This is a genomic window from Bradyrhizobium sp. WBOS08, from assembly GCF_024585125.1.
Taxonomy (GTDB): domain Bacteria; phylum Pseudomonadota; class Alphaproteobacteria; order Rhizobiales; family Xanthobacteraceae; genus Bradyrhizobium; species Bradyrhizobium japonicum_B.
Map to the genome: position 1 here is coordinate 2,715,440 of NZ_CP028988.1, position 20,055 is coordinate 2,735,494.

The following is a 20,055-nucleotide window of genomic DNA, read 5'->3' on the forward strand; positions in this document are numbered from 1 at the left end:
CCGACGATCGACCTCTCTTGTCGCGATGGAGGCGCGGTCGGTCGACGAAATCCCGCGCGGCAAGGAGTGGCAGTACGAGCCGAAATGGGATGGCTTTCGCTGCCTGCTCTCGCGCAATGGCCGCGATGTCGACCTGCGCTCGAAATCTGGCGAGGACCTCGCGCGCTATTTTCCGGAAGTCGTTTCCGCTGCGCTGCAGCTGAAAGCGGATCGTTTCACGCTCGACGGTGAGCTCGTCGTGCCGCACGGCAAGGGCTTTTCCTTCGACGCGCTGCTGCAGCGGATTCATCCTGCGGCAAGCCGCGTGAAGAAGCTCGCGCAGGAGACCCCGGCGCTCTATCTGGTCTTCGATCTGCTCGCTAGCGCTCGGGAGAAGCAGCTCGCCGAAAAGCCGCTCAGCGAACGCCGGCCGGCGCTGGATGCCTTTGCGAAAGCCAATCTCAAGGGCAGCCCCTTCCGTCTTTCGCCGGCGACGACGAGCTACGCAACCGCCCAAAAATGGCTGGCGCAATCCGGCGGCGGCTCGGACGGCGTCATCGCCAAGCGCATCGACCTGCCCTACCAGGCCGGTAATCGCGACGGCATGCAGAAGATCAAGAAATTCCGCAGCGCCGATTGCGTGGTCGGCGGCTTCCGCTATGCCACCAACAAGATCGCGGGCCGCAAGGTGGTCGGATCGCTGCTGCTCGGGCTCTACGACGCCAAGGGCCTGCTGCACCATGTCGGCTTCACCTCGGCGATCAAGGCGGAGGCGAAGCCTGATCTGACCGACCGGCTGGAGGCGCTGATCGGCGAGCCTGGCTTCACCGGCAATGCGCCAGGCGGGCCGAGCCGCTGGTCCACCGAGCGCTCGGCGAAATGGTGCCCGCTGAAGCCGAAGCTGGTGATCGAAATCTGCTACGACCATTTCAGCGGCGAGCGCTTCCGCCACGGCACCTCGATCCTGCGCTGGCGTCCCGACAAGGCCCCGCGACAATGCACATTCGAGCAGCTGAAGCAGAAAGCGGCGGATCCGATGAAGCTGCTGAAGTGAATTGGTCTCGTGCCCCGGACGCAGCGCAGCGCCTCTTCAGCGATGCGCTGCAGAGCCGGGGCCCATCACGTGCTGGGTCCCGGCTCTGCGTCGCGTCATTGCATGCCGCGCCGCGTCCGGGACACGAGAGGAGCTACCCGATCCATCCCGTTGCCAGCGCGTTCGCCAGCTCAGGCTGCCCATTGCGGCGCGCCAACGCCGCCATCGTCTCGTGATCATACGCGACGTGCCGGAACATGACCTGCCAGGCACCGTCCACCAGCTCGAGGATCGCATAACGCGCGTGCGGCGTGCCGGCTTCGACGACATGTGGATACGGATGCTTGTCGCGAAAGCCGGGACAGCCGACGCTGCCGGGATTGACGATCAGCCGGCCGTCGCGCAGGCGCACGGCACGAGCGAGATGGGTGTGGGCGCAGAGGATCAGCGATTGCGTGAGTCCCGACGCGAATGGCTCGATCCGATCCAGCGGCGACAGCGCCACTGCGCCATCGGGATGCACAATGTCGAGCCAGTACACCTCGTCATTGCCGGGGGTCGCGTGACAGAGGAACACCTGGTCGCGGAATACCCGCGTCATGGGCTGCGCGCGCAGCCAGTCGAGCTGCGCGGCATCGAGCGCTTCAAAGGCGGGACGATCCCACGAGCCCATCTTCTCCGGCGGACGGTCGAGCAGATAGCGGTCGTGGTTGCCGAGCACATGTACGGCGTCGAGATTCATCAGGATCTCGATGGTGCGGCGCGCATCGAGCGGGCCGCTCAGCATGTCGCCGAGATTGACGATGGCGGTGATGTCAAGCGCGCGGATGTCGGCGAGCACCGCCTCGAGCGCGAGGTAGTTTCCGTGAACGTCGGCGATGGCGGCGAAACGCATTTTTGTTATCCCTGCTCTCGTGCCCCGGACGCAGCGCAGCGCGTCTTCCGCGGTGCGCTGCAGAGCCGGGGCCCATGTTTGCGGCATTCTGGGTCCCGGCTCGCGCTTCGCGCGTCCGGGACAGAAAAACTCACGCAGGCGGCGTGCCGTTGATGGCGAGCACATGGCCGGCCAGATATAGCGAGCCGGTGATCAGGATACGCGGCGGCACCTCGTAGGCCAGTTTCGACAGGGCCCGCAGCGCGGCTTCGATTCCGGGCGCGATCTCGACGCGCATGCCGAGGCTGCGCGCGGCATCCGCGAGGCGGTCCACCGGCATCGCGTTCTCGGTGTCGGGGATCGGCACCGCGATGATGTGACGGGTCAGGCCGGCGAAATTGGCCAAAAATCCGTGCGCATCCTTGTTGGCCATCATGCCGGCGATGACGACCAGGGGCCGCGACACCCGCTCTTCGAGATCGCCGAGCGCGGCAGCCGCGACGCGGCCGCCCTCGGCATTGTGGCCGCCGTCGAGCCAGATTTCCGAGCCCTGCGGACCCCAGGACAGCAGCTCGCCCGAGGTGATGCGCTGCATCCGCGCCGGCCATTCGGCGCCGACAATGCCGGCCTCGAACGCGGCGTGGCTCACCTTGAGATCCGGGATCGCGCGCAGCGTCGCGATGGCGAGCCCGGCATTGGCGAATTGGTGGCGGCCGAACAGACGCGGCGCCGGGAGATCCATCAGGCCGCGGTCGTCGGAATAGACCAGACGGCCGCGCTCGACATTGACGTGCCAGCTCTCGTTCGCGGCAAACAGCGGCGCACGCATGCGTTTGGCTTGCGCCTCGATCACGGCCATCGCGTCCGGCGCCTGCTCCGCAGAGATCACCGGCACGCCGCGCTTGATGATCGCGGCCTTCTCGCCGGCGATCGAGGTCAACGTATCGCCGAGAAAATCCATGTGATCCATGCTGACGGGCGTGATCACGCAGGCCGCCGGAGCGTCGATGACGTTGGTCGAGTCGAGCCGGCCGCCAAGGCCGACTTCGAGCAGCACCACGTCGGCCGCGTTCTGCGCGAACAAATGAAAGGCGGCTGCCGTCTTCAGCTCGAACAAGGTCGCGGCTTCGCCGGCATTGACGCGCTCGACCTCTTCCAGCGCCGCGCGCAACTCGTCGTCGCCGACCAGAACGCCGCCACCGAGGCGGCCGAGCCGAAAACACTCGTTGATGCGGACAAGATAGGGCGAGGTATAGGCGTGGACGCGCAGGCTAGCTGCCTCCAGCGTTGCGCGCAGATAAGCCAGCGTCGAGCCCTTGCCATTGGTGCCGGCGATATGGATCACCGGCGCAAGCTTGCGTTCGGGATGCCCGAGCCCTTCGAGCAGCCGGTGCATCCGCTCGAGGCCCAGATCGATGCGTTTCTGATGCAGGACCGACAGCCGCCCGATCAACGCGCCGAGCGGCGTCTTCGTGCTGTCCGGAGACGCGTTCACGCGTGGGGCGCAGCCGGCGCCGTCTCAGCGGCCGATACGATCTGTGCCGGGCCGGTAGCGGCCTGCGCTGGCTTCGATGCGCCATCCTGCGCCGGCGCCTTGGTCAGCAGGCGGCAGAGCCGCGCCAGGGTCGGGCGCAGCTCGTGGCGATGCACGACCATGTCGACCATGCCGTGCTCCTTGAGGTACTCGGCGCGCTGGAAACCCTCGGGAAGCTTTTCACGAATGGTCTGCTCGATCACGCGCGCGCCGGCAAAGCCGATCAGCGCGCCGGGCTCGGCGATCTGCACGTCGCCCAGCATCGCGTAGGACGCGGTGACGCCGCCGGTGGTCGGATTGGTCAGCACGACGATATAGGGCAGCTTGGCCTCGCGCAGCATCTGCACCGCGACGGTCGTGCGCGGCATCTGCATCAGCGACAGGATGCCCTCCTGCATGCGCGCACCGCCGGATGCGGCGAACACGATGAACGGCGAGCTCTTCTCGACCGCAAGCTCCATCCCGCGCACGATGGCCTCGCCCGCGGCCATGCCGAGCGAGCCGCCCATGAAGTCGAAATCCTGCACGGCGACGACGACGGCCGAGCCTTCGAGCTTGCCGTAGCCGACCTTGATCGCGTCGTTGAGATTGGTCCGCGCCCGCGCATCCTTGATGCGGTCGACGTATTTCTTCTCGTCGCGGAACTTGAGCGGGTCGGGTGTCACCTCGGGCAACGCGACGTCGAACCAGGTCTCGTTGTCGAAGATCGACTTCAAGCGCGCCACGGCGCCCATGCGCATGTGGTAGTTCGAGCCGGGGATGACGAACTGGTTGGCCTCGACGTCCTTGTAGAACACGAGCTGTCCGGAATCCGGGCACTTGATCCACAGATTCTCCGGCGTCTCCCGCCGCAGCATGTTGCGGATCTTCGGCCGGACCACATTGGTAAGCCAGTTCATGGTTTGCTCCGATGTGCGACCCCGTGGAGGGCCGCCTGAAAGGATATATGGCGGCCGGACCTGCGCCCGGCAAGCCGCCGTGTCGTCCGCGTTAGAGCATGATCCGGACCCGAAGGGCCGCGTTAGCGCAACGTGTGAAGCGGTTTTCCGACAAGATCATGCTCAAACTAAAGGGCTGAAGCGGAATTATGGCCTATTCCGCCGCCTGTTGCGCGCCCCTGACGCCCTGGGCCAGGGCCGCCGTCAACTCGGCGACGGCGTTAACGGTTTTGGCGGTCGCCCGTCCCTCGGCATCGAGGCTGTTCTTGAGCGCATCGACCAGCGCGGTGCCGACCACGGCGCCGTTGGCATGGGAAGCAATGGCACGCGCGGTCTCCGGCGTGCGGATGCCGAAGCCGACGCAGACCGGCAGCTTGGTGTGCCGCTTGATGCGAGCCACAGCCTCGCTGACTGCCGTAGAGTCCGCGGCCGCAGCACCGGTGATGCCGGTGATGGAGACGTAGTAGACGAAGCCGGACGTGTTGGCGAGCACCGCCGGCAGGCGCTTGTCGTCGGTGGTCGGCGTCGCCAGGCGGATGAAGTTGAGACCCGCCTTCATCGCGGGCAGGCAGAGCTCCTCGTCTTCCTCCGGCGGCAGATCGACGATGATGAGGCCGTCGACACCGGCGGCCTTGGCATCGACGAGGAATTTGTCGACGCCGTAAATGTAGATCGGGTTGTAATAGCCCATCAGCACGATCGGCGTGGCATTGTCGTCCTTGCGGAAGCCGCGCACCAGCTCCAGCGTCTTCTTCAGCGTCATGCCGGCCTTCAGCGCACGCAGGCCTGCGGCCTGGATCGACGGGCCGTCGGCCATCGGATCGGTGAAGGGCATGCCGATCTCGATCACGTCGGCGCCTGATTTCGGCAACGCCTTGATGATCTCGAGCGAGGTCGCGGGATCGGGATCGCCGGCCATCAGGAAGGTCACGAAGGCCGCGCGGCCCTGCTTTTTCAGCTCGGCAAAGCGAGTGTCGATACGCGTGGTCATGTTTCCGCGGCCGCTGTGCTATACCTCTCCCCGTCGGGGAGAGGTCGGCTGCGAAGCAGCCGGGTGAGGGGGATGGAGAGGTTCAAGTCCAGAGCGCGAAGACTCCGCGAGTCACAGACGAGCGCCGAAGCGAAGCTTTGGCAAGCGCTGCGCAACCGGCAGCTCGCGCGATGGAAGTTTCGCCGCCAACATCCGGTTGATAGATATGTGGTCGACTTCGTTACCTTGGACGGGAAGCTCATCGTTGAAGTCGATGGCGTCACGCATTCCCGTCCAACGGAAGTCGAGCGCGATGAAGCCAGGACCAAAGTGCTGGAAACCTGTGGCTTTCTCGTCCTTCGCGTTTCGAACACGGATGTATACGAAAATCTTGATGGCGTCCTTGAGCTCATCCGGACCTCGCTGAGGTTCGAATGAGTGGAAAGGCCCCTCACCCGGCTGCTTCGCAGCCGACCTCTCCCCGACGGGGAGAGGTGAAGAGAGTGCGACACGTCCGTCACTTGCTCTTGCCCCTCAGGATGTCGCCGACTTGCGGGACGTCCTTGTCGCCGCGGCCGGAGAGGTTGACGACCATCAGGTGGTCCTGCGGCCGCTTCGGCGCGAGCTCCATCACCTTGGCGATGGCGTGCGCGGGTTCGAGCGCGGGGATGATGCCTTCGAGCTTCGAGAGCAGCTGGAACGCGGCGAGCGCCTCATCGTCGGTCGCGGACAGATAATTCACGCGGCCGACCTCGTGCAGCCAGGAATGCTCGGGTCCGATGCCGGGATAGTCGAGACCGGCCGAGATCGAATGCGCGTCCTGGATCTGGCCGTCGGCATCCATCAGGAGATAAGTGCGGTTGCCGTGCAGCACGCCGGGTCGGCCGCCCGCGATCGAGGCCGCGTGCAATTGCGTCAGCCCATGGCCGGCGGCCTCGACGCCGAAGATTTCGACAGAGGGATCGTCGAGGAACGGATGGAACAGGCCCATCGCGTTGGAGCCGCCGCCGATGCAGGCGACCAGCGAGTCCGGCAGGCGGCCCTCGACCTCCTGCATCTGCGCCTTGGTCTCGTTGCCGATGATCGACTGGAAATCGCGCACCAGGGTCGGATAGGGATGCGGGCCCGCCACCGTGCCGATGCAGTAGAACGTGTTGTGCACGTTGGTGACCCAGTCGCGCAGCGCCTCGTTCATGGCGTCCTTCAGCGTGCGCGTGCCCGACTGCACCGGCATCACCGTGGCGCCCAGCATCTCCATGCGGATGACGTTGGGCTGCTGCCGCTCGACGTCGACGGCGCCCATATAGACCACGCATTCCAGCCCGAAGCGCGCGCACAGCGTCGCGGTGGCGACGCCGTGCTGGCCCGCGCCGGTCTCGGCGATGATGCGCTTCTTGCCCATGCGCCGCGCCAGCATGATCTGGCCGAGCACGTTGTTCACCTTGTGCGAGCCGGTGTGGTTGAGCTCTTCGCGCTTGAGGTAGATCTTGGCGCCGCCGAGATGCTCCGTCAGGCGTTCGGCGAAATAGAGCGGCGAGGGCCGGCCGACATAGTTCTTGAGATAGCCGTTCATCTCGGCCTGGAACGCCGGATCGGCCTTGGCCTCGGTATAGGCCTTCTCCAGGTCAAGGATCAGCGGCATCAGCGTTTCAGCGACGAAGCGTCCGCCGAAAATGCCGAAATGGCCGCGATCGTCGGGGCCGCTGCGGTAGGAATTTGGCTTGGCGATGTTCATCGGACGCTCAACTCTTGAGTAGCGCGCGCGGCGCGAATGAAAGCTTTGATCATCTCCGGATCCTTCACGCCGGGAGCGCTCTCCACCCCGGAGGACACGTCGACGCCGCCGGCGCCGGTCAGGCGAACGGCTTCGGCGATGTTCCCGGCATGCAGGCCGCCCGAAACCATATACGGCAGCGCGAGCTCGAGGTTTTGCAGCAGGTGCCAATCGAACGGCGCGCCGAGCCCGCCCGGCCGCGTCGCGTCTTTCGGAGGCCTCGCATCGAACAGGATGCGGTCGGCGACCGCGGCATAGCCCGGCAACACGGCGAGATCGGCCGCCGTCTCGACCGGCAACGCCTTCATCACCGGGCGGCCGAACCGCTGCTTGATGTCGCGCAGCCGCGCGACGCTCTCCTTGCCGTGGAGCTGGAAAATGTCCGGCGACAGCGCGTCCATGATGTTGTCGAGCGTGGCATCATCGGCATCGACGGTGAGCGCCACCTTGAGCGCGCGCCCCTCGACCTGGCGACCAAGCTCGCGGCCGAGCTCGATGGACAGGTGCCGCGGCGACGGCGGGAAGAACACGAAGCCCACCATGTCCGCACCCGCCGCGAGCGCCGTTTGAAGCGTCTCGCGCGTGGACAGGCCGCAGATCTTGACGAGCAGGGACATGATCTCAAGGCAAATGGAGACCGCGGGCTGGCGGCCGGAAAAAGGGTTTTGCGTTGCGGCCGCTTCTACAACGTCGCGCGCTGCTTGTCTCGCCCGATGGGCCCGTAGAGCCCCACCCCGATCGGGGCCGGAAGGCGCTGGGATTCGGGCCTCGCCGCGGCCGCCTGGGCCCGCAGATCGGCCAGTTCGCCCCTGGCGGCCCTGGCGTCCGCCTCATGCCGGCGCGCGGAGCGCCGCCAGTGCCGTTGGCCGAACCAAACGGCACAGCCGCCCGCGAAGACCCCGATGGCCGCCACCAGGATCAGCAGCAGGAACAGCGGCAAGGTGATCGACAATGACGGATCGTCCGCAATGAAGGGATCGAACGAGACCGTGACGAAATGCCGGTTGGCGACGGCAAACGCCACAAGGATCAGGCCCAGCGGAATGACGATCAGCGCGGTCAGGAACTTTCGCATCTCGCTTCGCTCGCCTTGAATCAAGCTCGCGGCCGCGTCATGCGCGACCGCAGACAAACCCCGGCCTGCTCAGTCCGCCGCGCCGGGATCCGGATGGTCGCGGTTCAGCCGCTCGCGCATTTCCTTGCCGGTCTTGAAGAACGGAACGCTCTTCTGATCGACGGGCACATGAGCGCCGGTGCGCGGATTACGCCCCGCGCGTGCGGGGCGATGCTTGACCGAGAAGGCACCGAAGCCGCGCAGCTCGACGCGATCGCCGCGCGCGAGGGCCGCTACGATCTCTTCGAGAATCGCATTCACAATGTTCTCGACATCCCGCTGGTACAGATGCGGGTTGTGCTCGGCGATACGCTGAACAAGTTCGGATTTGATCATCGAGAGATAGGACCCGGGAGCGTGCGGATGACCATTTCCGTGAAAATACCTTGATCTGTCAAGACGCTAAATCAAGGTTGAGCGTCGTGAAAATGCGTGACAAATGCCGAAAAAGCGAGCTGTCCCTATGCCCGTCAGACGGGAAAACCTTGGGAAGCTCGCCTAGACCACCTCAGTTCGAGGTGGCCGGTTGCCACAGGGCCAGCATTCCGTCCATTCCGAACCGATCGACCGCCTGCGCGACGCCGGTTTGCCCGATTTGATGCGCAATCGAGCTCAAACCAAGCGCTTCCAGCGTGACGGCGGCCGCCGTCTTGAGGAACGTCAGGTCGCCAAAACGCGGCTGGAGCTTGTAGTCGCGCACCGGCAGACCCTTCTTGACGCTCTTGTGCTCGACAAGCCAGGACACCGCCGTTTTCTCGTCGCCGATCTGGTCGATCAGCTTGAGGGCGATCGCCTGGCGTCCGGTGAAGACGCGGCCGTCGGCCACTTTCTCGAGCTGCGTGTCATCCATGCCACGCCGATCCTTCACCAATCCCCTGAACCAGGCGTAGGAATCCTTCACCAGCGCATCGAGGGCGGCCCGCGCTTCGGGGCTGGTCGGCTCGAAACCGTTGGGCGCGGCCTTCAGCGGCGACGACTTCACCTCCTCGACCTTGACGCCGATCGTCTTCAGCAGCTCGCTGACGTTGGGGTACTGGAACAGCACGCCGATCGATCCGACCAGCGAGCTCTGCTGGGCGATGATGTGATCGCTCGCGATCGCCGTGATGTAGCCGCCGGAGGCAGCCAGGCCTTCGACCACCACGACGAGCGGCTTCTTCGCCTTCAGCCGGACCAGCGAGTCGTAGAGCTGCTCGGAGCCGGCGGTGGTGCCGCCCGGCGAGTTGATGTGAACGATGACGGCGGCGGCCTGCGAATTCTCCAGCCGCTCCAGCGCCTGCGTGCGATCGGAATCGCTGCGGATCAGGCCCTCGATGTGAACCCGCGCGATCGAGCCGGCGGATGCGAAGCTACCCCGCGCACCGGGTGTCGCAATCAGCGCGGCGCTTGCGATCGCCGCGATCGCGATCAGCGCGGCCACGACGCGCCAGAACGTCAGCTTGCGACGGATCCGGCGGCGATCGACGATGATGTCCGAATCGAGCGACATCGGAATATCTCCAAATGAAAGACGGGACGCGTTGTGCCGTCACGGCGTGACCAACGGCTTATCTGGATACATCAATTGCGGCGCAATTTGAAGAAAACAAGGCCTGCGACTGCGTAGCCCGGATGAAGCGCAGCGTAATCCGGGATTCGTGCCACGTTTGAAGCGCCCCGGGTTTCGCTGCTCTCCATCCGGGCTACAAGAACGACGAGCCCAACAAAAAAGCCCCGGCTCGCGCCGGGGCTTCGATGTCAGCGAAAGAACGTTCCGCTTACTTGCTGTCGCGGTTCTTGAGCGCGGTGCCCAGGATGTCGCCGAGCGTCGCACCCGAATCGGAGGAGCCGTATTGCGCGATGGCTTCCTTCTCTTCGGCGACTTCGAGCGCCTTGATCGACACCTGGACCTTGCGGGCCTTCTTGTCGAACTGGATCACGCGGGCGTCGACCTTCTCGCCGACGGCGAAGCGTTCGGCGCGCTGGTCGTTGCGGTCACGGGCAAGCTCGGAGCGCTTGATGAAGGTCGAGAAGTCGGTACCGGCGATCTTCACCTCGATACCGCTTTCCTTCACTTCGAGCACTTCGCAGGTCACGACCGCGCCCTTCTTGACATCGCCCGGCTCGGCGAAGGGGTCGCCTTCGAGCTGCTTGATGCCGAGCGAGATGCGCTCCTTCTCGACGTCCACATCGAGCACCACGGCCTTCACCATGTCGCCCTTCTTGTAGTTGTCGATCACCTGCTCGCCCGGAAGCTTCCAGTCGAGATCGGAGAGATGGACCATGCCGTCGACGTCGCCCTCGAGGCCCAGGAACAGACCGAACTCGGTCTTGTTCTTGACTTCGCCCTCAACCACCGAACCGGTCGGGTGACCTTCGACGAAGACCTCCCAGGGGTTGCGCATGGTCTGCTTGAGGCCGAGCGAGATGCGGCGCTTGACGGAATCGACTTCCAGCACCTGCACTTCGACTTCCTGCGAGGTCGAAACGATCTTGCCGGGGTGCATGTTCTTCTTGGTCCACGACATCTCGGAGACGTGGATCAGGCCTTCGATGCCCGGCTCGAGCTCGACGAACGCACCGTAGTCGGTGATGTTGGTGACGCGGCCGGTGAAGCGGGCACCCAGCGGGTACTTGGCTTCGATGCCCTGCCACGGATCGTCCAGCAGCTGCTTCATGCCCAGCGAGATGCGGTGCGTCTCGTGGTTGATCTTGATGATCTTGACCTTCACGGTCTGGCCGATCGAGAGCACCTCGGTCGGATGGTTGACGCGGCGCCACGCGATGTCGGTGACGTGCAGCAGGCCATCGATGCCGCCGAGATCGACGAACGCACCGTAATCGGTGATGTTCTTGACCACGCCGTCGATGACCTGACCCTCTTCGAGGTTCTGCACCAGCTCCTGGCGCTGCTCGGCGCGGGTCTCTTCGAGAACCGTGCGGCGCGAAACCACGATGTTGCCGCGGCGGCGATCCATCTTGAGGATCTGGAACGGCTGCGAGTTGTTCATCAGCGGCGCGACGTCGCGGATCGGACGGATGTCGACCTGCGAGCGCGGCAGGAAGGCCACGGCACCGTCGAGGTCGACGGTGAAGCCGCCCTTGACCTGGTTGAAGATGACGCCGTTGACCTTCTCGTTGTTCTGGAACGCCTTCTCGAGCTTGCCCCAGCTCTCTTCGCGGCGCGCCTTGTCGCGCGACAGCACGGCTTCGCCGAGGGCGTTCTCGATGCGATCGAGGAACACTTCGACCTCGTCGCCGACCTTCAGTTCACTGTCACGGCCGGGGCCGGAAAATTCGCGCAGGGCGACGCGGCCCTCGGTCTTCAGGCCGACGTCGATGACGGCCATGTCCTTTTCAATTGCAACCACCTTGCCCTTGATGACGGAGCTTTCCTGCAGGTTGCCGCCTGCGAAGGACTCGTCGAGCATCGCAGCGAAATCGTCGCGCGACGGGCTATAGGTATCAGCAGAAGTCGAAGCCATTTGTTCTCCAGTTGCGGAAGCATGCCGGCCGTTGGGTTCATGGGCGTATCGCACGCGCAGTGTCGGAAGGTCCGCAGAACCTTCGAGCGACCGCTCGCTGCCCCGGCTCGACGCCGAAACAGCGGAAGCGGGCCGGCTGAGGCCCGCGCGTTCGATACGTGGAAATCTTGTGTCCGGAGCCTGGATCGTGCCGGTCCCGAAACGAGGGGCCTGACGTATCGACCTCAAAGAGCGGGAGCGGGCGCTTCCTCCAATGACGGCTGCGGCTTAACCCCGCGACCGGCCCGCTCGGACGGCCTCGATAATGTCGATGGCGGCCCGGACGCCGCCTTCTATATCCAGTTGGGAGTTATCTAGCAAGTAAGCATCCGGGGCCGGTTTCAAGGGCGCGATCGGCCGGTTCTGGTCGCGTTCGTCGCGCTGGATAATGTCGGCGAGAACGGCGGCCTCGTCGGCCTCCTCGCCCCTCGCCCTGGCCTCCATGGTGCGGCGGCGGGCGCGGACCTTGGGGTCGGCGACGACGAAGATCTTCACGTCGGCGTCCGGGCAGATCACGGTTCCAATGTCGCGGCCGTCCAGCACCGCGCCGGGCGGATCGGCGGCGAATTGCCGCTGGAAATTGACCAGGACCTCGCGAACCCTGGGGATCGCCGAGACGATGGAGGCCCCCTCGCCGGCCTTCTGGGTCTTCAGCGCGGGATTGCCGAACTTTTCGGGATCGAGCTCCAGCGCGGCCTGCACCGCGGCCGCCTCGTCACGGAGATCATGACCGGATTGCATCAGGGCGTAGGCCACCGCGCGGTAGATCACGCCGGTATCGAGATGACGATAGCCGTAATGGTGGGCGAGGCGCTTGCCGAGCGTCCCCTTGCCCGAGGCGGCGGGCCCGTCGATGGCGATGATCATGTCACTCAAACCTTGGCTGTCTGGGGCCCGCGTGCGCGTCGCAATGGCCGCTCTTCGGTAAAGATATTGCGAGACGCGAACTCCGCGGGACTCGCAAAGGTGAGATATTCGCGCATGGCGTCGGAGGGCGACGACGCAGTGAACCATGGCTCGGCAAGGCGTCGGGCCGGATCGCAGACCCAGGCCGGCACCCGGCCAAGACGACGTTGTTTGGCCAGATATTCGGCGATGGCACCGACCAAGGCGTCGAGCCGCTCGTTCTGCGTCAACGCCGGCTCGTCCTCGATGGTCTGGTACTGAGCGAGGCTGGTCCCGGCCAGATCGAACGTGTCTACGAATTCGGCCAACGTCGCATCCTGCGGCGCGCCGGCGCGAATACGATCGACGGCTTCAGCGAGGGTATTTGGGCGCATCCGCTCCTCCCTCAAGATCCATGTTTTTCAGCAAGAAGCGCTGCTTCTCCGAGGAAGCTGCGCTCACCGGAAAATATCGGCCGAGCAAAGCGATGGCTTCGTCGACGGTCGAGATCCCGACGACTTTCATCAAGTTCATGTCCAGCCGCTCCATCTCCCCGCGAATGGGATCCGTGATGCGGAACGCCTTCAATTTCAAGGCCAAAAGATATGCGGCGGTTGGCACCGAAACCTCAAGCCCCGGTGATGTGCCATCGCGTGGGAAGGTGCCGAATTCGAGGTGATCCGCGGCGCGATCAGCCAGCGGGCTGAGATGAAACACGACGTGATCGTTGAACCAATCGGCATCCCATCCATTCCGCGCGGCAATTTCGGCCGTTATTCTCTTTAGCCAATCCGGCAGCGGATGCTCGAGCTTGGAGACGTCGACATCTTCCGTCGCAAAGCGGAAATTGCTGGCTAGCATGAGGGCTGAGCCGCCGTAGACTGCGATCTGAAGCTTGGTTCCGGCGTTGGCCGCAGCACGGCCGATCGAATCGAAAGCATCCAGCAGAGCTTCGCGGTCGAGGGCTGCGCTCATGGCCGCGGCCTCATGAAAACTCGGCCCCTAGCGAACGCATCATCGGAATGAAATCCGGAAAGCTGGTGGCGATGAAGGCGGTGTCGTCGACGGTCACGGGCTGGTCGGCGGCGCAGCCCATCACCAGCGCGGACATCGCGATGCGATGGTCCATGTGGGTGGCGACGGTGCCGCCGCCGGGAACATGACCGCGGCCTTCGACGGTCAGATCGTCGCCGGAGATCTCGACCTTCACGCCGTTGACGCGCAGCATGGCGGCGGTGGCCTCCAGCCGATCGGATTCCTTGACGCGCAGCTCGTGCAGGCCGCGCATGATGGTGGTGCCTTCGGCGAAGGCGGCCGCCACCGCCAGCACCAGATATTCGTCGATCATCGAGGGCGCGCGCTCCGGCGGCACCTCGACCCCGCGCAGCTTCGAGGCCCGCACCCGCAGTTTCGCCATCGGCTCGCCGGCATCGCCGCGCGCCTCGCTTTCCTCGATGGAGGCACCCATTTCGCGCAGCGTGGTGAACAGGCCGGTGCGCAGCGGATTGGTCATGACGTCGGACAGGACGACATCGGAGCCCTCGACGATCAGCGCCGCGACCATCGGGAAAGCCGCCGAGGAGGGATCGGCAGGCACCACCACGGTGGCGCCGTGCAGCTCGGGCTGGCCCTTGAGCGTGATGCGGCGGCCATGCACGCCCTCCGGCGCCGAGGCGATGTCGGCGCCGAAATGCTTCAGCATCAGCTCGGTGTGGTCGCGGCTGGCTTCGGTCTCGATGACAGTGGTGGTGCCGGGGGCGGCAAGGCCCGCCAGCAGCACCGCCGACTTGATCTGGGCCGAGGCGACCGGGGTCGTGTAGGTGATCGGCAGCGGATCGCGCGCGCCCTGCAGGGTCAGGGGCAGACGACCGCCCTCACCCCCGGAGATCACCTTCGCGCCCATCTTTTCCAGGGGATCGAGGATCCGGCGCATCGGGCGGCTGCGCAGCGAGGCGTCTCCGTCGAAGATCGCCGAGATCGGGCAGCCGGCGACGGCGCCCATCACCAGCCGGCAACCGGTGCCGGAATTGCCGAAATCCAGAGCCGCCTTGGGCGCGGCGAAGCCCGCGACGCCCACCCCGTTCACCTTCCAGGCGAAATCGCCGGTGCGCTCGACCCTGGCGCCCAGCGCCTGCATGGACTTGGCGGTGTTGAGGACGTCCTCGCCCTCCAGCAGGCCCGAAATCCTGGTCTCGCCGACCGCCAGCGCGCCCAGGATCAGCGCACGGTGAGAGATCGACTTATCGCCGGGCACCCGTACTTTCCCGGTCAGGGGTCCGCTGGCGCGAGACTGCAGCGGCCTCGGATGGTCGGAATGAGTCAAGATTGTGTCCTTGGATGAGCCCTGAGGGGACTGCGGCGCAGGTACCACATGGTCCGCGCGCCGTCACGGGCATGTCGTTCTCCCGTAATGCGCTATTGACAGCGGGCCGCCAACTAGCCAAGTGAAACACCGCTTTTCAGACATTCCCAGGATTCCTGCCGTGGCCAAGTCCGAACTCGGAACCAAACGTATTTGCCCGACCACGGGCAAAAAGTTCTATGACCTCAACAAGAATCCGGTGATCTCGCCCTATACCGGCGAAGTTGTGCCGATCGCCCCGGTGGCGCCGGCGCGCATGTCCCGCGGCGCCGAGGCCCGGCACGCGGCGACAGCGGATGCTGCGCCCGAGCCGGCAGAGGTCGAAGAGGTTTCGCTCGAGGAAGCCGATGCCGAGGAGAACACCGGCAAGGTCAAGGCCGTGGTGCCCGAGTCGGAGGACGATATCGAGGTCGACGAGACCCTCGATGACGACGATGACGATGATTCGACCTTCATTGCCGACGAGGAAGAGGGCGATGAGGACGTGACCGACATCATTGGTGATGTCGGAGGTGATGAAGAGACTTGAGATCAGTCCTGATCTGTGAAAAAGGGTGCACCGCGCGAGTCGCCAGGACTCGCCGGTTGGGGTGATCCACCAGATTCACCCAGTCGAGGACTAAGGGGCCATAGCTCAGCTGGGAGAGCGCTTGCATGGCATGCAAGAGGTCGGCGGTTCGATCCCGCCTGGCTCCACCAGCCTTCGCTCGCTTCGCGAGCTACGGCTCGGCAAGCCATCCTCGCTCCATCGTAGCGAAGTGAGCGAAGGCTGCCGCGGCGTAGCCCGAAGGGCGAAGCCGGGCTTCATTGGATCAAAACCGGATGTAAGCTCCTCCCCCGACAACCGGGGAGCGTGCCGTGAAGTACGTCTATATCCTTGAGAGCCTCGATTCTCTCCACTTCTACGTCGGTATCACCGACGACCTCCGCGCTCGACTGACAAAGCACAATGCTGGCGAGGTGCCACACACCTCGAAATATGGGCCCTGGCGGCTCAAAACTTACGTTGCATTCAGCAACGAGAAGCAGGCCGCCGCATTCGAGAAATACTTGAAATCGGCGTCCGGTCGCGCCTTTGCCAAGAAGCGGCTTCCTAGAACCCCCTACTCCCCGATCGCCGCATTCAGCCGATCCCGCAACGCCACGATCTCGTCCTTCATCGCGACCAGTTCCGGCACCGAGCAGTGCGAGGCCGCCAGGACCGACTGTGGCACGCTGCGGGCTTTGTCCTTCAAGCCATGGCCCTGCGGCGTCAGTGCGATCAAGACTTGGCGCTCGTCCTCGCTGGAGCGGGTGCGCTTGACGAGATGCGCCGCTTCGAGACGCTTCAGCAGCGGCGTCAGCGTGCCCGAATCCAGGAACAGGCGCTCGCCGATGTCCTTGACCGGCACGTCGTCGCGCTCCCACAACACCAGCATCACCAGATATTGCGGATAGGTCAGGCCGAGCCGGTCCAGCAGCGGCTTGTAGATGCGGTTGAAGGCATGCGCGGCCGAATAGATCGCGAAGCAGATCTGGTTATCGAGCCGCAGTGGCGCGTCCGCTGCCGATGATTTTCGGGGCATGGCGAATCTCCCGGGGTTTGGCCTCATTGTGCCGCCCGGCGGCGGCATATTCAATTGCGAACAATTAAATGTGAGGCACCGCAATTTCAATTGCACACAATCAAATTGCTTGCAATAAACACCGCACCCATCGAAACCATGGAGACGACAATGTCCGTGAACGTGCTCTACAAGACCAGCGCCAAGGCCACCGGCGGCCGCGACGGCCATGCTGCAACCCTCGACGGCGCGCTCGACGTCAAGCTGGCCACGCCCAAGGAGCTCGGCGGCGGCGGCGGCGCCGGCAACAATCCCGAGCAGCTGTTCGCGGCCGGCTATGCCGCCTGCTTCATCGGCGCGATGAAGTTCGTGGCCTCGCAGGGCGGCCCGAAGGTTCCGAATGACGCCTCCGTCACCTCGACCGTCGGCATCGGCCCGCGCTCCGCAGGCGGCTTCGGCCTCGATATCGACCTCGCGGTCTCGCTGCCGGGCCTTGCCCGCGCCGAGGCCGAGGCGCTGGTCGCAAAGGCTCACCAGGTCTGCCCCTATTCCAACGCTACCCGCGGCAATGTCGACGTTCGCCTGACGGTCGTCTGATCGAACGGCGGATTGGCTGGCCCGGGATCCCCCTCGGGCCGGCCGCTTCCCCCAGAATCCGCATTTGCCACGCCGCGGGATTGCCGCAATGGCGGGCGCATGCGGCCCTACGCCGGGAGCCATTGCTGCTCGCTGCAAACCTCGCTAGGCCTGTGACCAAACGTCGACACAGGGGAAGCGAAGGCATGAGTTCTGAAGCCGCCACAGGTGCCATGAGCGGACTGCGCGTCATCGATCTCACGCGCGTGCTCGGCGGCCCCTATTGCACCCAGATCCTCGCCGACCATGGCGCCGACGTGATCAAGGTCGAGCCGCCCGCCGGCGACGAGGTTCGTGAGTGGGGTCCCCCCTTCCATGAGGAGGACGCGGCCTATTTCGTCGGCATCAACCGCAACAAGCGCTCGATCGGCCTCGACCTCGCCTCGGAGGGCGGCCGCATCGTGCTGCTGAAGATGCTGGAGACCGCCGACGTCCTGATCGAGAATTTCAAGCCTGGCACGCTGGAGAAATGGGGCATCGGCAACGACGTCCTCAGCGGGAAATTCCCGCGCCTCGTGCATTGCCGGATCTGCGGCTTCGGCGCCGACGGTCCGCGCGGCGGCAATCCCGGCTACGACGCCATCATCCAGGCCATGACCGGCATGATCGCCGCGACCGGCTCGCCCGAGAGCGGGCCGATGCGGATCGGCGTGCCCTTGGTCGACATCGGCACCGGCCTCTATGCCGCGATCGGAATCCTGATGGCGCTGTCGGAGCGGCAGCGCTCCGGCAAGGGCCAGTTCCTGGAGACGACTCTGTACGAGACCGGCCTTGCCATCATGCATCCGCACACCGCGAATTACTTCATGCATGGCAAGCCGCCTGGTCTCACCGGCAACGAGCATCCGAACCTCGTGCCTTACGCGATCTTCCCGACAAAAACCGACAACATCTTCATCGGCGTCGGCAATGACGGCACCTTCCGCAAGCTCGCCAAGGAGATCGGCAAGCCCGAGCTCGGCACTGACCCGCGTTTTGCCCGCAACAAGGACCGCATCGCCAACCGCGAAGCGCTGCGCGCCGAGCTCGCCGCGGTGTTCAGCCAGCACGAGGCCGAGCCGCTCTGCAACCGCCTGCTCGCCGCGGGCCTGCCGGCAGGGCCGGTGCAGAAGATCGACCAGGCGCTGACCAACCCGCACACGATCGCGCGCGGCGATATCATCGAGAAGGACTGGTACAAGGGCGTGGCCTCGCCGATCCGGCTCGACCGCAGCAAGCCGAGCCTGCGCCTTCTGCCGCCGAAATTCAGCCAGCACGCAGCCGAGGTGCTGGGCGAGTTCGGCTACTCCAAGGCCGAGATCGACGCGATGGTCGAAAACGGCACGGTCTGCGGCCCTGAGCGCAAGCGCTAGAGGCCTCCACCTCCATCCGACGAACGATGCCGCAGTGCGGCGCGGGCACGATAGTGCAGCGCGAACGGCTGCGGCTGTCCGCGTACTTCTTCGCCTATTTTCCGGCTTCCCTTTTCCAGCGCTTGCCGCTTTCGTTTCGGCCGCTTACACAGTCATGTGAACGTCATACGGCGCTGCTAGCGCAAGCGCTTCTTTAGTGACGGGCAAGGGAGGTTTTCTTGATGGCTCTTCGACATTTTGGTGCGGCGGCGGCTGTTGCACTCACGGTTGGTCTCGGCGCCTCACCGGCGCTGGCCGTGACCGAAATCCAGTGGTGGCACGCGATGACGGGCGCCAACAACGACGTCATCGTCAAGCTCGCAAGCGACTTCAACGGTGCCCAGAGCGACTACAAGGTGATTCCGACCTACAAGGGCAACTACGCCGACACGATGAACGCCGGCATCGCCGCGTTCCGCGCCGGCAACGCCCCGCACATCATGCAGGTGTTCGAGGTCGGCACCGCCACCATGATGGCGGCGACCGGCGCCGTGAAACCGGTCTACAAGCTGATGGCCGAGACCGGCGAGAAGTTCGATCCGAAGGCCTATCTGCCCGCGATCACCGGCTACTACTCGACCTCGAAGGGCGAGATGCTGTCCTTCCCCTTCAACTCGTCGTCGACCGTCATGTGGGTCAATCTCGACGCGCTGAAGAAGGCGAATGTCGAGATCCCGAAGACCTGGCCCGAGGTGTTCGACGCCGCCAAGAAGCTGAAGGCGGCCGGGCACGCCACCTGCGGCTTCTCCAACTCCTGGGTCACCTGGGTCAATCTCGAGCAGCTCTCCGCCTGGCACAACGTGCCGCTCGCCAGCAAGGCCAACGGCCTCGACGGCTTCGACACCGTGCTGTCCTTCAACGGCCCGCTCCAGGTCAAGCATCTCGAGAACCTGGTCGAGCTCCAGAAGGACAAGACCTACGATTACGCCGGCCGCACCAACACCGGCGAAGGCCGCTTCACGTCGGGCGAATGTCCGCTCTACCTGACCTCGTCGGCATTCTTCGGCAACGTCAAGGCGCAGGCCAAGTTCGCCTTCACCGCGGTGCCGATGCCTTATTATCCGGACGCCAAGGGCGCGCCGCAGAACTCGATCATCGGCGGCGCATCGCTCTGGATCATGGGCGGCAAGTCGGCCGACGAGTACAAGGGCGTGGCGAAGTTCCTGACGTTCCTCTCCGATACCGATCGGCAGGTCTACATTCACAAATCGTCGGGCTATCTGCCGATCACCAAGGCGGCCTATGACAAGGCCAAGGCAGAGGGCTTCTACAAGGACCAGCCCTATCTCGAGACCCCGCTGCTCGAGCTGACCAACAAGGAGCCGACCGAGAATTCGCGCGGTCTGCGTCTCGGCAACATGGTGCAGCTCCGCGACGTCTGGGCGGAAGAGATCGAGCAGGCGCTGGCCGGCAAGAAGACTGCCAAGCAGGCGCTGGACGCGGCCGTCGAACGCGGCAACACCATGCTGCGGCAGTTCGAAAAGACCGCCGTGAAGTAAGGCGACAAGCGGCAGGCCG

Annotated in this window: 21 protein-coding genes, 1 tRNA gene and 1 pseudogene; 8 read left to right on the forward strand and 15 right to left on the reverse strand. The window is 64.9% G+C overall.

The window, feature by feature from the left end:
• The first annotated feature begins 25 nt into the window (after positions 1 to 25).
• Positions 26 to 1,033: an ATP-dependent DNA ligase gene (locus tag DCM80_RS12845; RefSeq protein WP_257197936.1), complete on the forward strand. Its 1,008-nt coding sequence runs from the start codon at positions 26 to 28 to the stop codon at positions 1,031 to 1,033.
• 133 nt (positions 1,034 to 1,166) lie between these two features.
• Here the strand turns inward: DCM80_RS12845 and DCM80_RS12850 are convergent, their stop codons facing one another.
• From DCM80_RS12850 to trpA, 4 genes are all read right to left on the reverse strand, one after another.
• Positions 1,167 to 1,907 carry a metallophosphoesterase gene (locus DCM80_RS12850; protein ID WP_257197299.1) on the reverse strand — a complete coding sequence of 247 codons (741 nt, stop codon included), beginning with the start codon at positions 1,905 to 1,907 and terminating at the stop codon, positions 1,167 to 1,169.
• A gap of 130 nt (positions 1,908 to 2,037) precedes the next feature.
• A complete protein-coding gene (locus tag DCM80_RS12855; RefSeq protein ID WP_257197300.1) occupies positions 2,038 to 3,381 on the reverse strand; it encodes a folylpolyglutamate synthase/dihydrofolate synthase family protein in 1,344 nt (447 codons plus the stop codon).
• Entirely contained in the window at positions 3,378 to 4,319 is a 942-nt protein-coding gene (gene accD / locus DCM80_RS12860; protein ID WP_257197301.1) for an acetyl-CoA carboxylase, carboxyltransferase subunit beta, read from the reverse strand. Before accD ends, DCM80_RS12855 begins: the two co-directional genes overlap by 4 nt.
• A gap of 193 nt (positions 4,320 to 4,512) precedes the next feature.
• Positions 4,513 to 5,349, reverse strand: a complete 837-nt coding sequence (trpA, locus tag DCM80_RS12865; RefSeq protein WP_257197302.1) for a tryptophan synthase subunit alpha — start codon at positions 5,347 to 5,349, stop codon at positions 4,513 to 4,515.
• A gap of 72 nt (positions 5,350 to 5,421) precedes the next feature.
• Between trpA and DCM80_RS12870 the strand changes: the two genes are divergently transcribed.
• On the forward strand, positions 5,422 to 5,766 hold the full coding sequence (locus DCM80_RS12870) for an endonuclease domain-containing protein (protein WP_257197303.1): 345 nt from the start codon (positions 5,422 to 5,424) through the stop codon (positions 5,764 to 5,766).
• Between the two features lie 79 nt (positions 5,767 to 5,845).
• Here the strand turns inward: DCM80_RS12870 and trpB are convergent, their stop codons facing one another.
• The 10 genes from trpB to aroA form a co-directional block, all read right to left on the reverse strand.
• Positions 5,846 to 7,063, reverse strand: a complete 1,218-nt coding sequence (gene trpB, locus DCM80_RS12875; RefSeq protein WP_257197304.1) for a tryptophan synthase subunit beta — start codon at positions 7,061 to 7,063, stop codon at positions 5,846 to 5,848.
• Positions 7,060 to 7,719: a phosphoribosylanthranilate isomerase gene (locus tag DCM80_RS12880; protein ID WP_257197305.1), complete on the reverse strand. Its 660-nt coding sequence runs from the start codon at positions 7,717 to 7,719 to the stop codon at positions 7,060 to 7,062. Before DCM80_RS12880 ends, trpB begins: the two co-directional genes overlap by 4 nt.
• 65 nt (positions 7,720 to 7,784) lie before the next feature.
• Entirely contained in the window at positions 7,785 to 8,177 is a 393-nt protein-coding gene (locus tag DCM80_RS12885) for a lipopolysaccharide assembly protein LapA domain-containing protein (RefSeq protein WP_257197306.1), read from the reverse strand.
• A gap of 69 nt (positions 8,178 to 8,246) precedes the next feature.
• The gene (locus DCM80_RS12890) at positions 8,247 to 8,552 is read right to left on the reverse strand and encodes an integration host factor subunit beta (protein ID WP_008539997.1); all 306 of its coding nucleotides are present in this window, start codon (positions 8,550 to 8,552) and stop codon (positions 8,247 to 8,249) included.
• A gap of 172 nt (positions 8,553 to 8,724) precedes the next feature.
• The gene (gene sppA, locus DCM80_RS12895; protein ID WP_257179028.1) at positions 8,725 to 9,705 is read right to left on the reverse strand and encodes a signal peptide peptidase SppA; all 981 of its coding nucleotides are present in this window, start codon (positions 9,703 to 9,705) and stop codon (positions 8,725 to 8,727) included.
• Between the two features lie 268 nt (positions 9,706 to 9,973).
• Positions 9,974 to 11,680: a 30S ribosomal protein S1 gene (gene rpsA / locus DCM80_RS12900; RefSeq protein ID WP_257179029.1), complete on the reverse strand. Its 1,707-nt coding sequence runs from the start codon at positions 11,678 to 11,680 to the stop codon at positions 9,974 to 9,976.
• A 267-nt stretch (positions 11,681 to 11,947) separates the two neighbouring features.
• The gene (cmk, locus tag DCM80_RS12905) at positions 11,948 to 12,586 is read right to left on the reverse strand and encodes a (d)CMP kinase (RefSeq protein WP_028133604.1); all 639 of its coding nucleotides are present in this window, start codon (positions 12,584 to 12,586) and stop codon (positions 11,948 to 11,950) included.
• A 5-nt stretch (positions 12,587 to 12,591) separates the two neighbouring features.
• Positions 12,592 to 12,999 carry a hypothetical protein gene (locus tag DCM80_RS12910; protein WP_257197307.1) on the reverse strand — a complete coding sequence of 136 codons (408 nt, stop codon included), beginning with the start codon at positions 12,997 to 12,999 and terminating at the stop codon, positions 12,592 to 12,594.
• Entirely contained in the window at positions 12,977 to 13,579 is a 603-nt protein-coding gene (locus tag DCM80_RS12915; protein WP_257197308.1) for a hypothetical protein, read from the reverse strand. Before DCM80_RS12915 ends, DCM80_RS12910 begins: the two co-directional genes overlap by 23 nt.
• Positions 13,580 to 13,589: 10 nt before the next feature.
• Positions 13,590 to 14,927 carry a 3-phosphoshikimate 1-carboxyvinyltransferase gene (aroA, locus tag DCM80_RS12920; RefSeq protein ID WP_257197309.1) on the reverse strand — a complete coding sequence of 446 codons (1,338 nt, stop codon included), beginning with the start codon at positions 14,925 to 14,927 and terminating at the stop codon, positions 13,590 to 13,592.
• A 160-nt stretch (positions 14,928 to 15,087) separates the two neighbouring features.
• Here aroA and DCM80_RS12925 point away from each other — a divergent pair, with 160 nt between their 5' ends.
• From DCM80_RS12925 to DCM80_RS12935, 3 genes and pseudogenes are all read left to right on the forward strand, one after another.
• Positions 15,088 to 15,495 carry a TIGR02300 family protein gene (locus tag DCM80_RS12925; RefSeq protein WP_257197310.1) on the forward strand — a complete coding sequence of 136 codons (408 nt, stop codon included), beginning with the start codon at positions 15,088 to 15,090 and terminating at the stop codon, positions 15,493 to 15,495.
• 94 nt (positions 15,496 to 15,589) lie between these two features.
• Positions 15,590 to 15,665, forward strand: a tRNA-Ala gene (locus tag DCM80_RS12930).
• A 159-nt stretch (positions 15,666 to 15,824) separates the two neighbouring features.
• Positions 15,825 to 16,058 (forward strand): annotated as a pseudogene (locus DCM80_RS12935) (GIY-YIG nuclease family protein); the annotation flags it as partial.
• An 11-nt stretch (positions 16,059 to 16,069) separates the two neighbouring features.
• On the opposite strand, the gene DCM80_RS12940 reads toward DCM80_RS12935, so the two are convergent.
• Positions 16,070 to 16,531 carry a MarR family winged helix-turn-helix transcriptional regulator gene (locus DCM80_RS12940; RefSeq protein WP_257197311.1) on the reverse strand — a complete coding sequence of 154 codons (462 nt, stop codon included), beginning with the start codon at positions 16,529 to 16,531 and terminating at the stop codon, positions 16,070 to 16,072.
• A 150-nt stretch (positions 16,532 to 16,681) separates the two neighbouring features.
• Here DCM80_RS12940 and DCM80_RS12945 point away from each other — a divergent pair, with 150 nt between their 5' ends.
• The 3 genes from DCM80_RS12945 to ugpB all read left to right on the forward strand — a co-directional run bounded on the left by DCM80_RS12945 (position 16,682) and on the right by ugpB (position 20,036).
• Positions 16,682 to 17,107: an organic hydroperoxide resistance protein gene (locus DCM80_RS12945; protein WP_257197312.1), complete on the forward strand. Its 426-nt coding sequence runs from the start codon at positions 16,682 to 16,684 to the stop codon at positions 17,105 to 17,107.
• Positions 17,108 to 17,292: 185 nt separating this feature from the next.
• Positions 17,293 to 18,498: a CaiB/BaiF CoA-transferase family protein gene (locus tag DCM80_RS12950; RefSeq protein WP_257197313.1), complete on the forward strand. Its 1,206-nt coding sequence runs from the start codon at positions 17,293 to 17,295 to the stop codon at positions 18,496 to 18,498.
• 221 nt (positions 18,499 to 18,719) lie between these two features.
• Positions 18,720 to 20,036, forward strand: a complete 1,317-nt coding sequence (gene ugpB / locus DCM80_RS12955) for a sn-glycerol-3-phosphate ABC transporter substrate-binding protein UgpB (protein WP_257197314.1) — start codon at positions 18,720 to 18,722, stop codon at positions 20,034 to 20,036.
• Positions 20,037 to 20,055 lie beyond the last annotated feature (19 nt).

Bases quoted from the DNA above. Each gene is read 5' to 3' on its own strand.
- DCM80_RS12845 (WP_257197936.1), top strand. From the start codon at position 26: ATGGAGGCGCGGTCGGTCGACGAAATCCCGCGCGGCAAGGAGTGGCAG.
- DCM80_RS12850 (WP_257197299.1), bottom strand. From the start codon at position 1,907: ATGCGTTTCGCCGCCATCGCCGACGTTCACGGAAACTACCTCGCGCTC.
- accD (WP_257197301.1), bottom strand. From the start codon at position 4,319: ATGAACTGGCTTACCAATGTGGTCCGGCCGAAGATCCGCAACATGCTG.
- trpA (WP_257197302.1), bottom strand. From the start codon at position 5,349: ATGACCACGCGTATCGACACTCGCTTTGCCGAGCTGAAAAAGCAGGGC.
- DCM80_RS12870 (WP_257197303.1), top strand. From the start codon at position 5,422: ATGGAGAGGTTCAAGTCCAGAGCGCGAAGACTCCGCGAGTCACAGACG.
- trpB (WP_257197304.1), bottom strand. From the start codon at position 7,063: ATGAACATCGCCAAGCCAAATTCCTACCGCAGCGGCCCCGACGATCGC.
- DCM80_RS12880 (WP_257197305.1), bottom strand. From the start codon at position 7,719: ATGTCCCTGCTCGTCAAGATCTGCGGCCTGTCCACGCGCGAGACGCTT.
- DCM80_RS12885 (WP_257197306.1), bottom strand. From the start codon at position 8,177: ATGCGAAAGTTCCTGACCGCGCTGATCGTCATTCCGCTGGGCCTGATC.
- DCM80_RS12890 (WP_008539997.1), bottom strand. From the start codon at position 8,552: ATGATCAAATCCGAACTTGTTCAGCGTATCGCCGAGCACAACCCGCAT.
- sppA (WP_257179028.1), bottom strand. From the start codon at position 9,705: ATGTCGCTCGATTCGGACATCATCGTCGATCGCCGCCGGATCCGTCGC.
- rpsA (WP_257179029.1), bottom strand. From the start codon at position 11,680: ATGGCTTCGACTTCTGCTGATACCTATAGCCCGTCGCGCGACGATTTC.
- cmk (WP_028133604.1), bottom strand. From the start codon at position 12,586: ATGATCATCGCCATCGACGGGCCCGCCGCCTCGGGCAAGGGGACGCTC.
- DCM80_RS12910 (WP_257197307.1), bottom strand. From the start codon at position 12,999: ATGCGCCCAAATACCCTCGCTGAAGCCGTCGATCGTATTCGCGCCGGC.
- DCM80_RS12915 (WP_257197308.1), bottom strand. From the start codon at position 13,579: ATGAGCGCAGCCCTCGACCGCGAAGCTCTGCTGGATGCTTTCGATTCG.
- DCM80_RS12940 (WP_257197311.1), bottom strand. From the start codon at position 16,531: ATGCCCCGAAAATCATCGGCAGCGGACGCGCCACTGCGGCTCGATAAC.
- DCM80_RS12945 (WP_257197312.1), top strand. From the start codon at position 16,682: ATGTCCGTGAACGTGCTCTACAAGACCAGCGCCAAGGCCACCGGCGGC.
- DCM80_RS12950 (WP_257197313.1), top strand. From the start codon at position 17,293: ATGAGTTCTGAAGCCGCCACAGGTGCCATGAGCGGACTGCGCGTCATC.
- ugpB (WP_257197314.1), top strand. From the start codon at position 18,720: ATGGCTCTTCGACATTTTGGTGCGGCGGCGGCTGTTGCACTCACGGTT.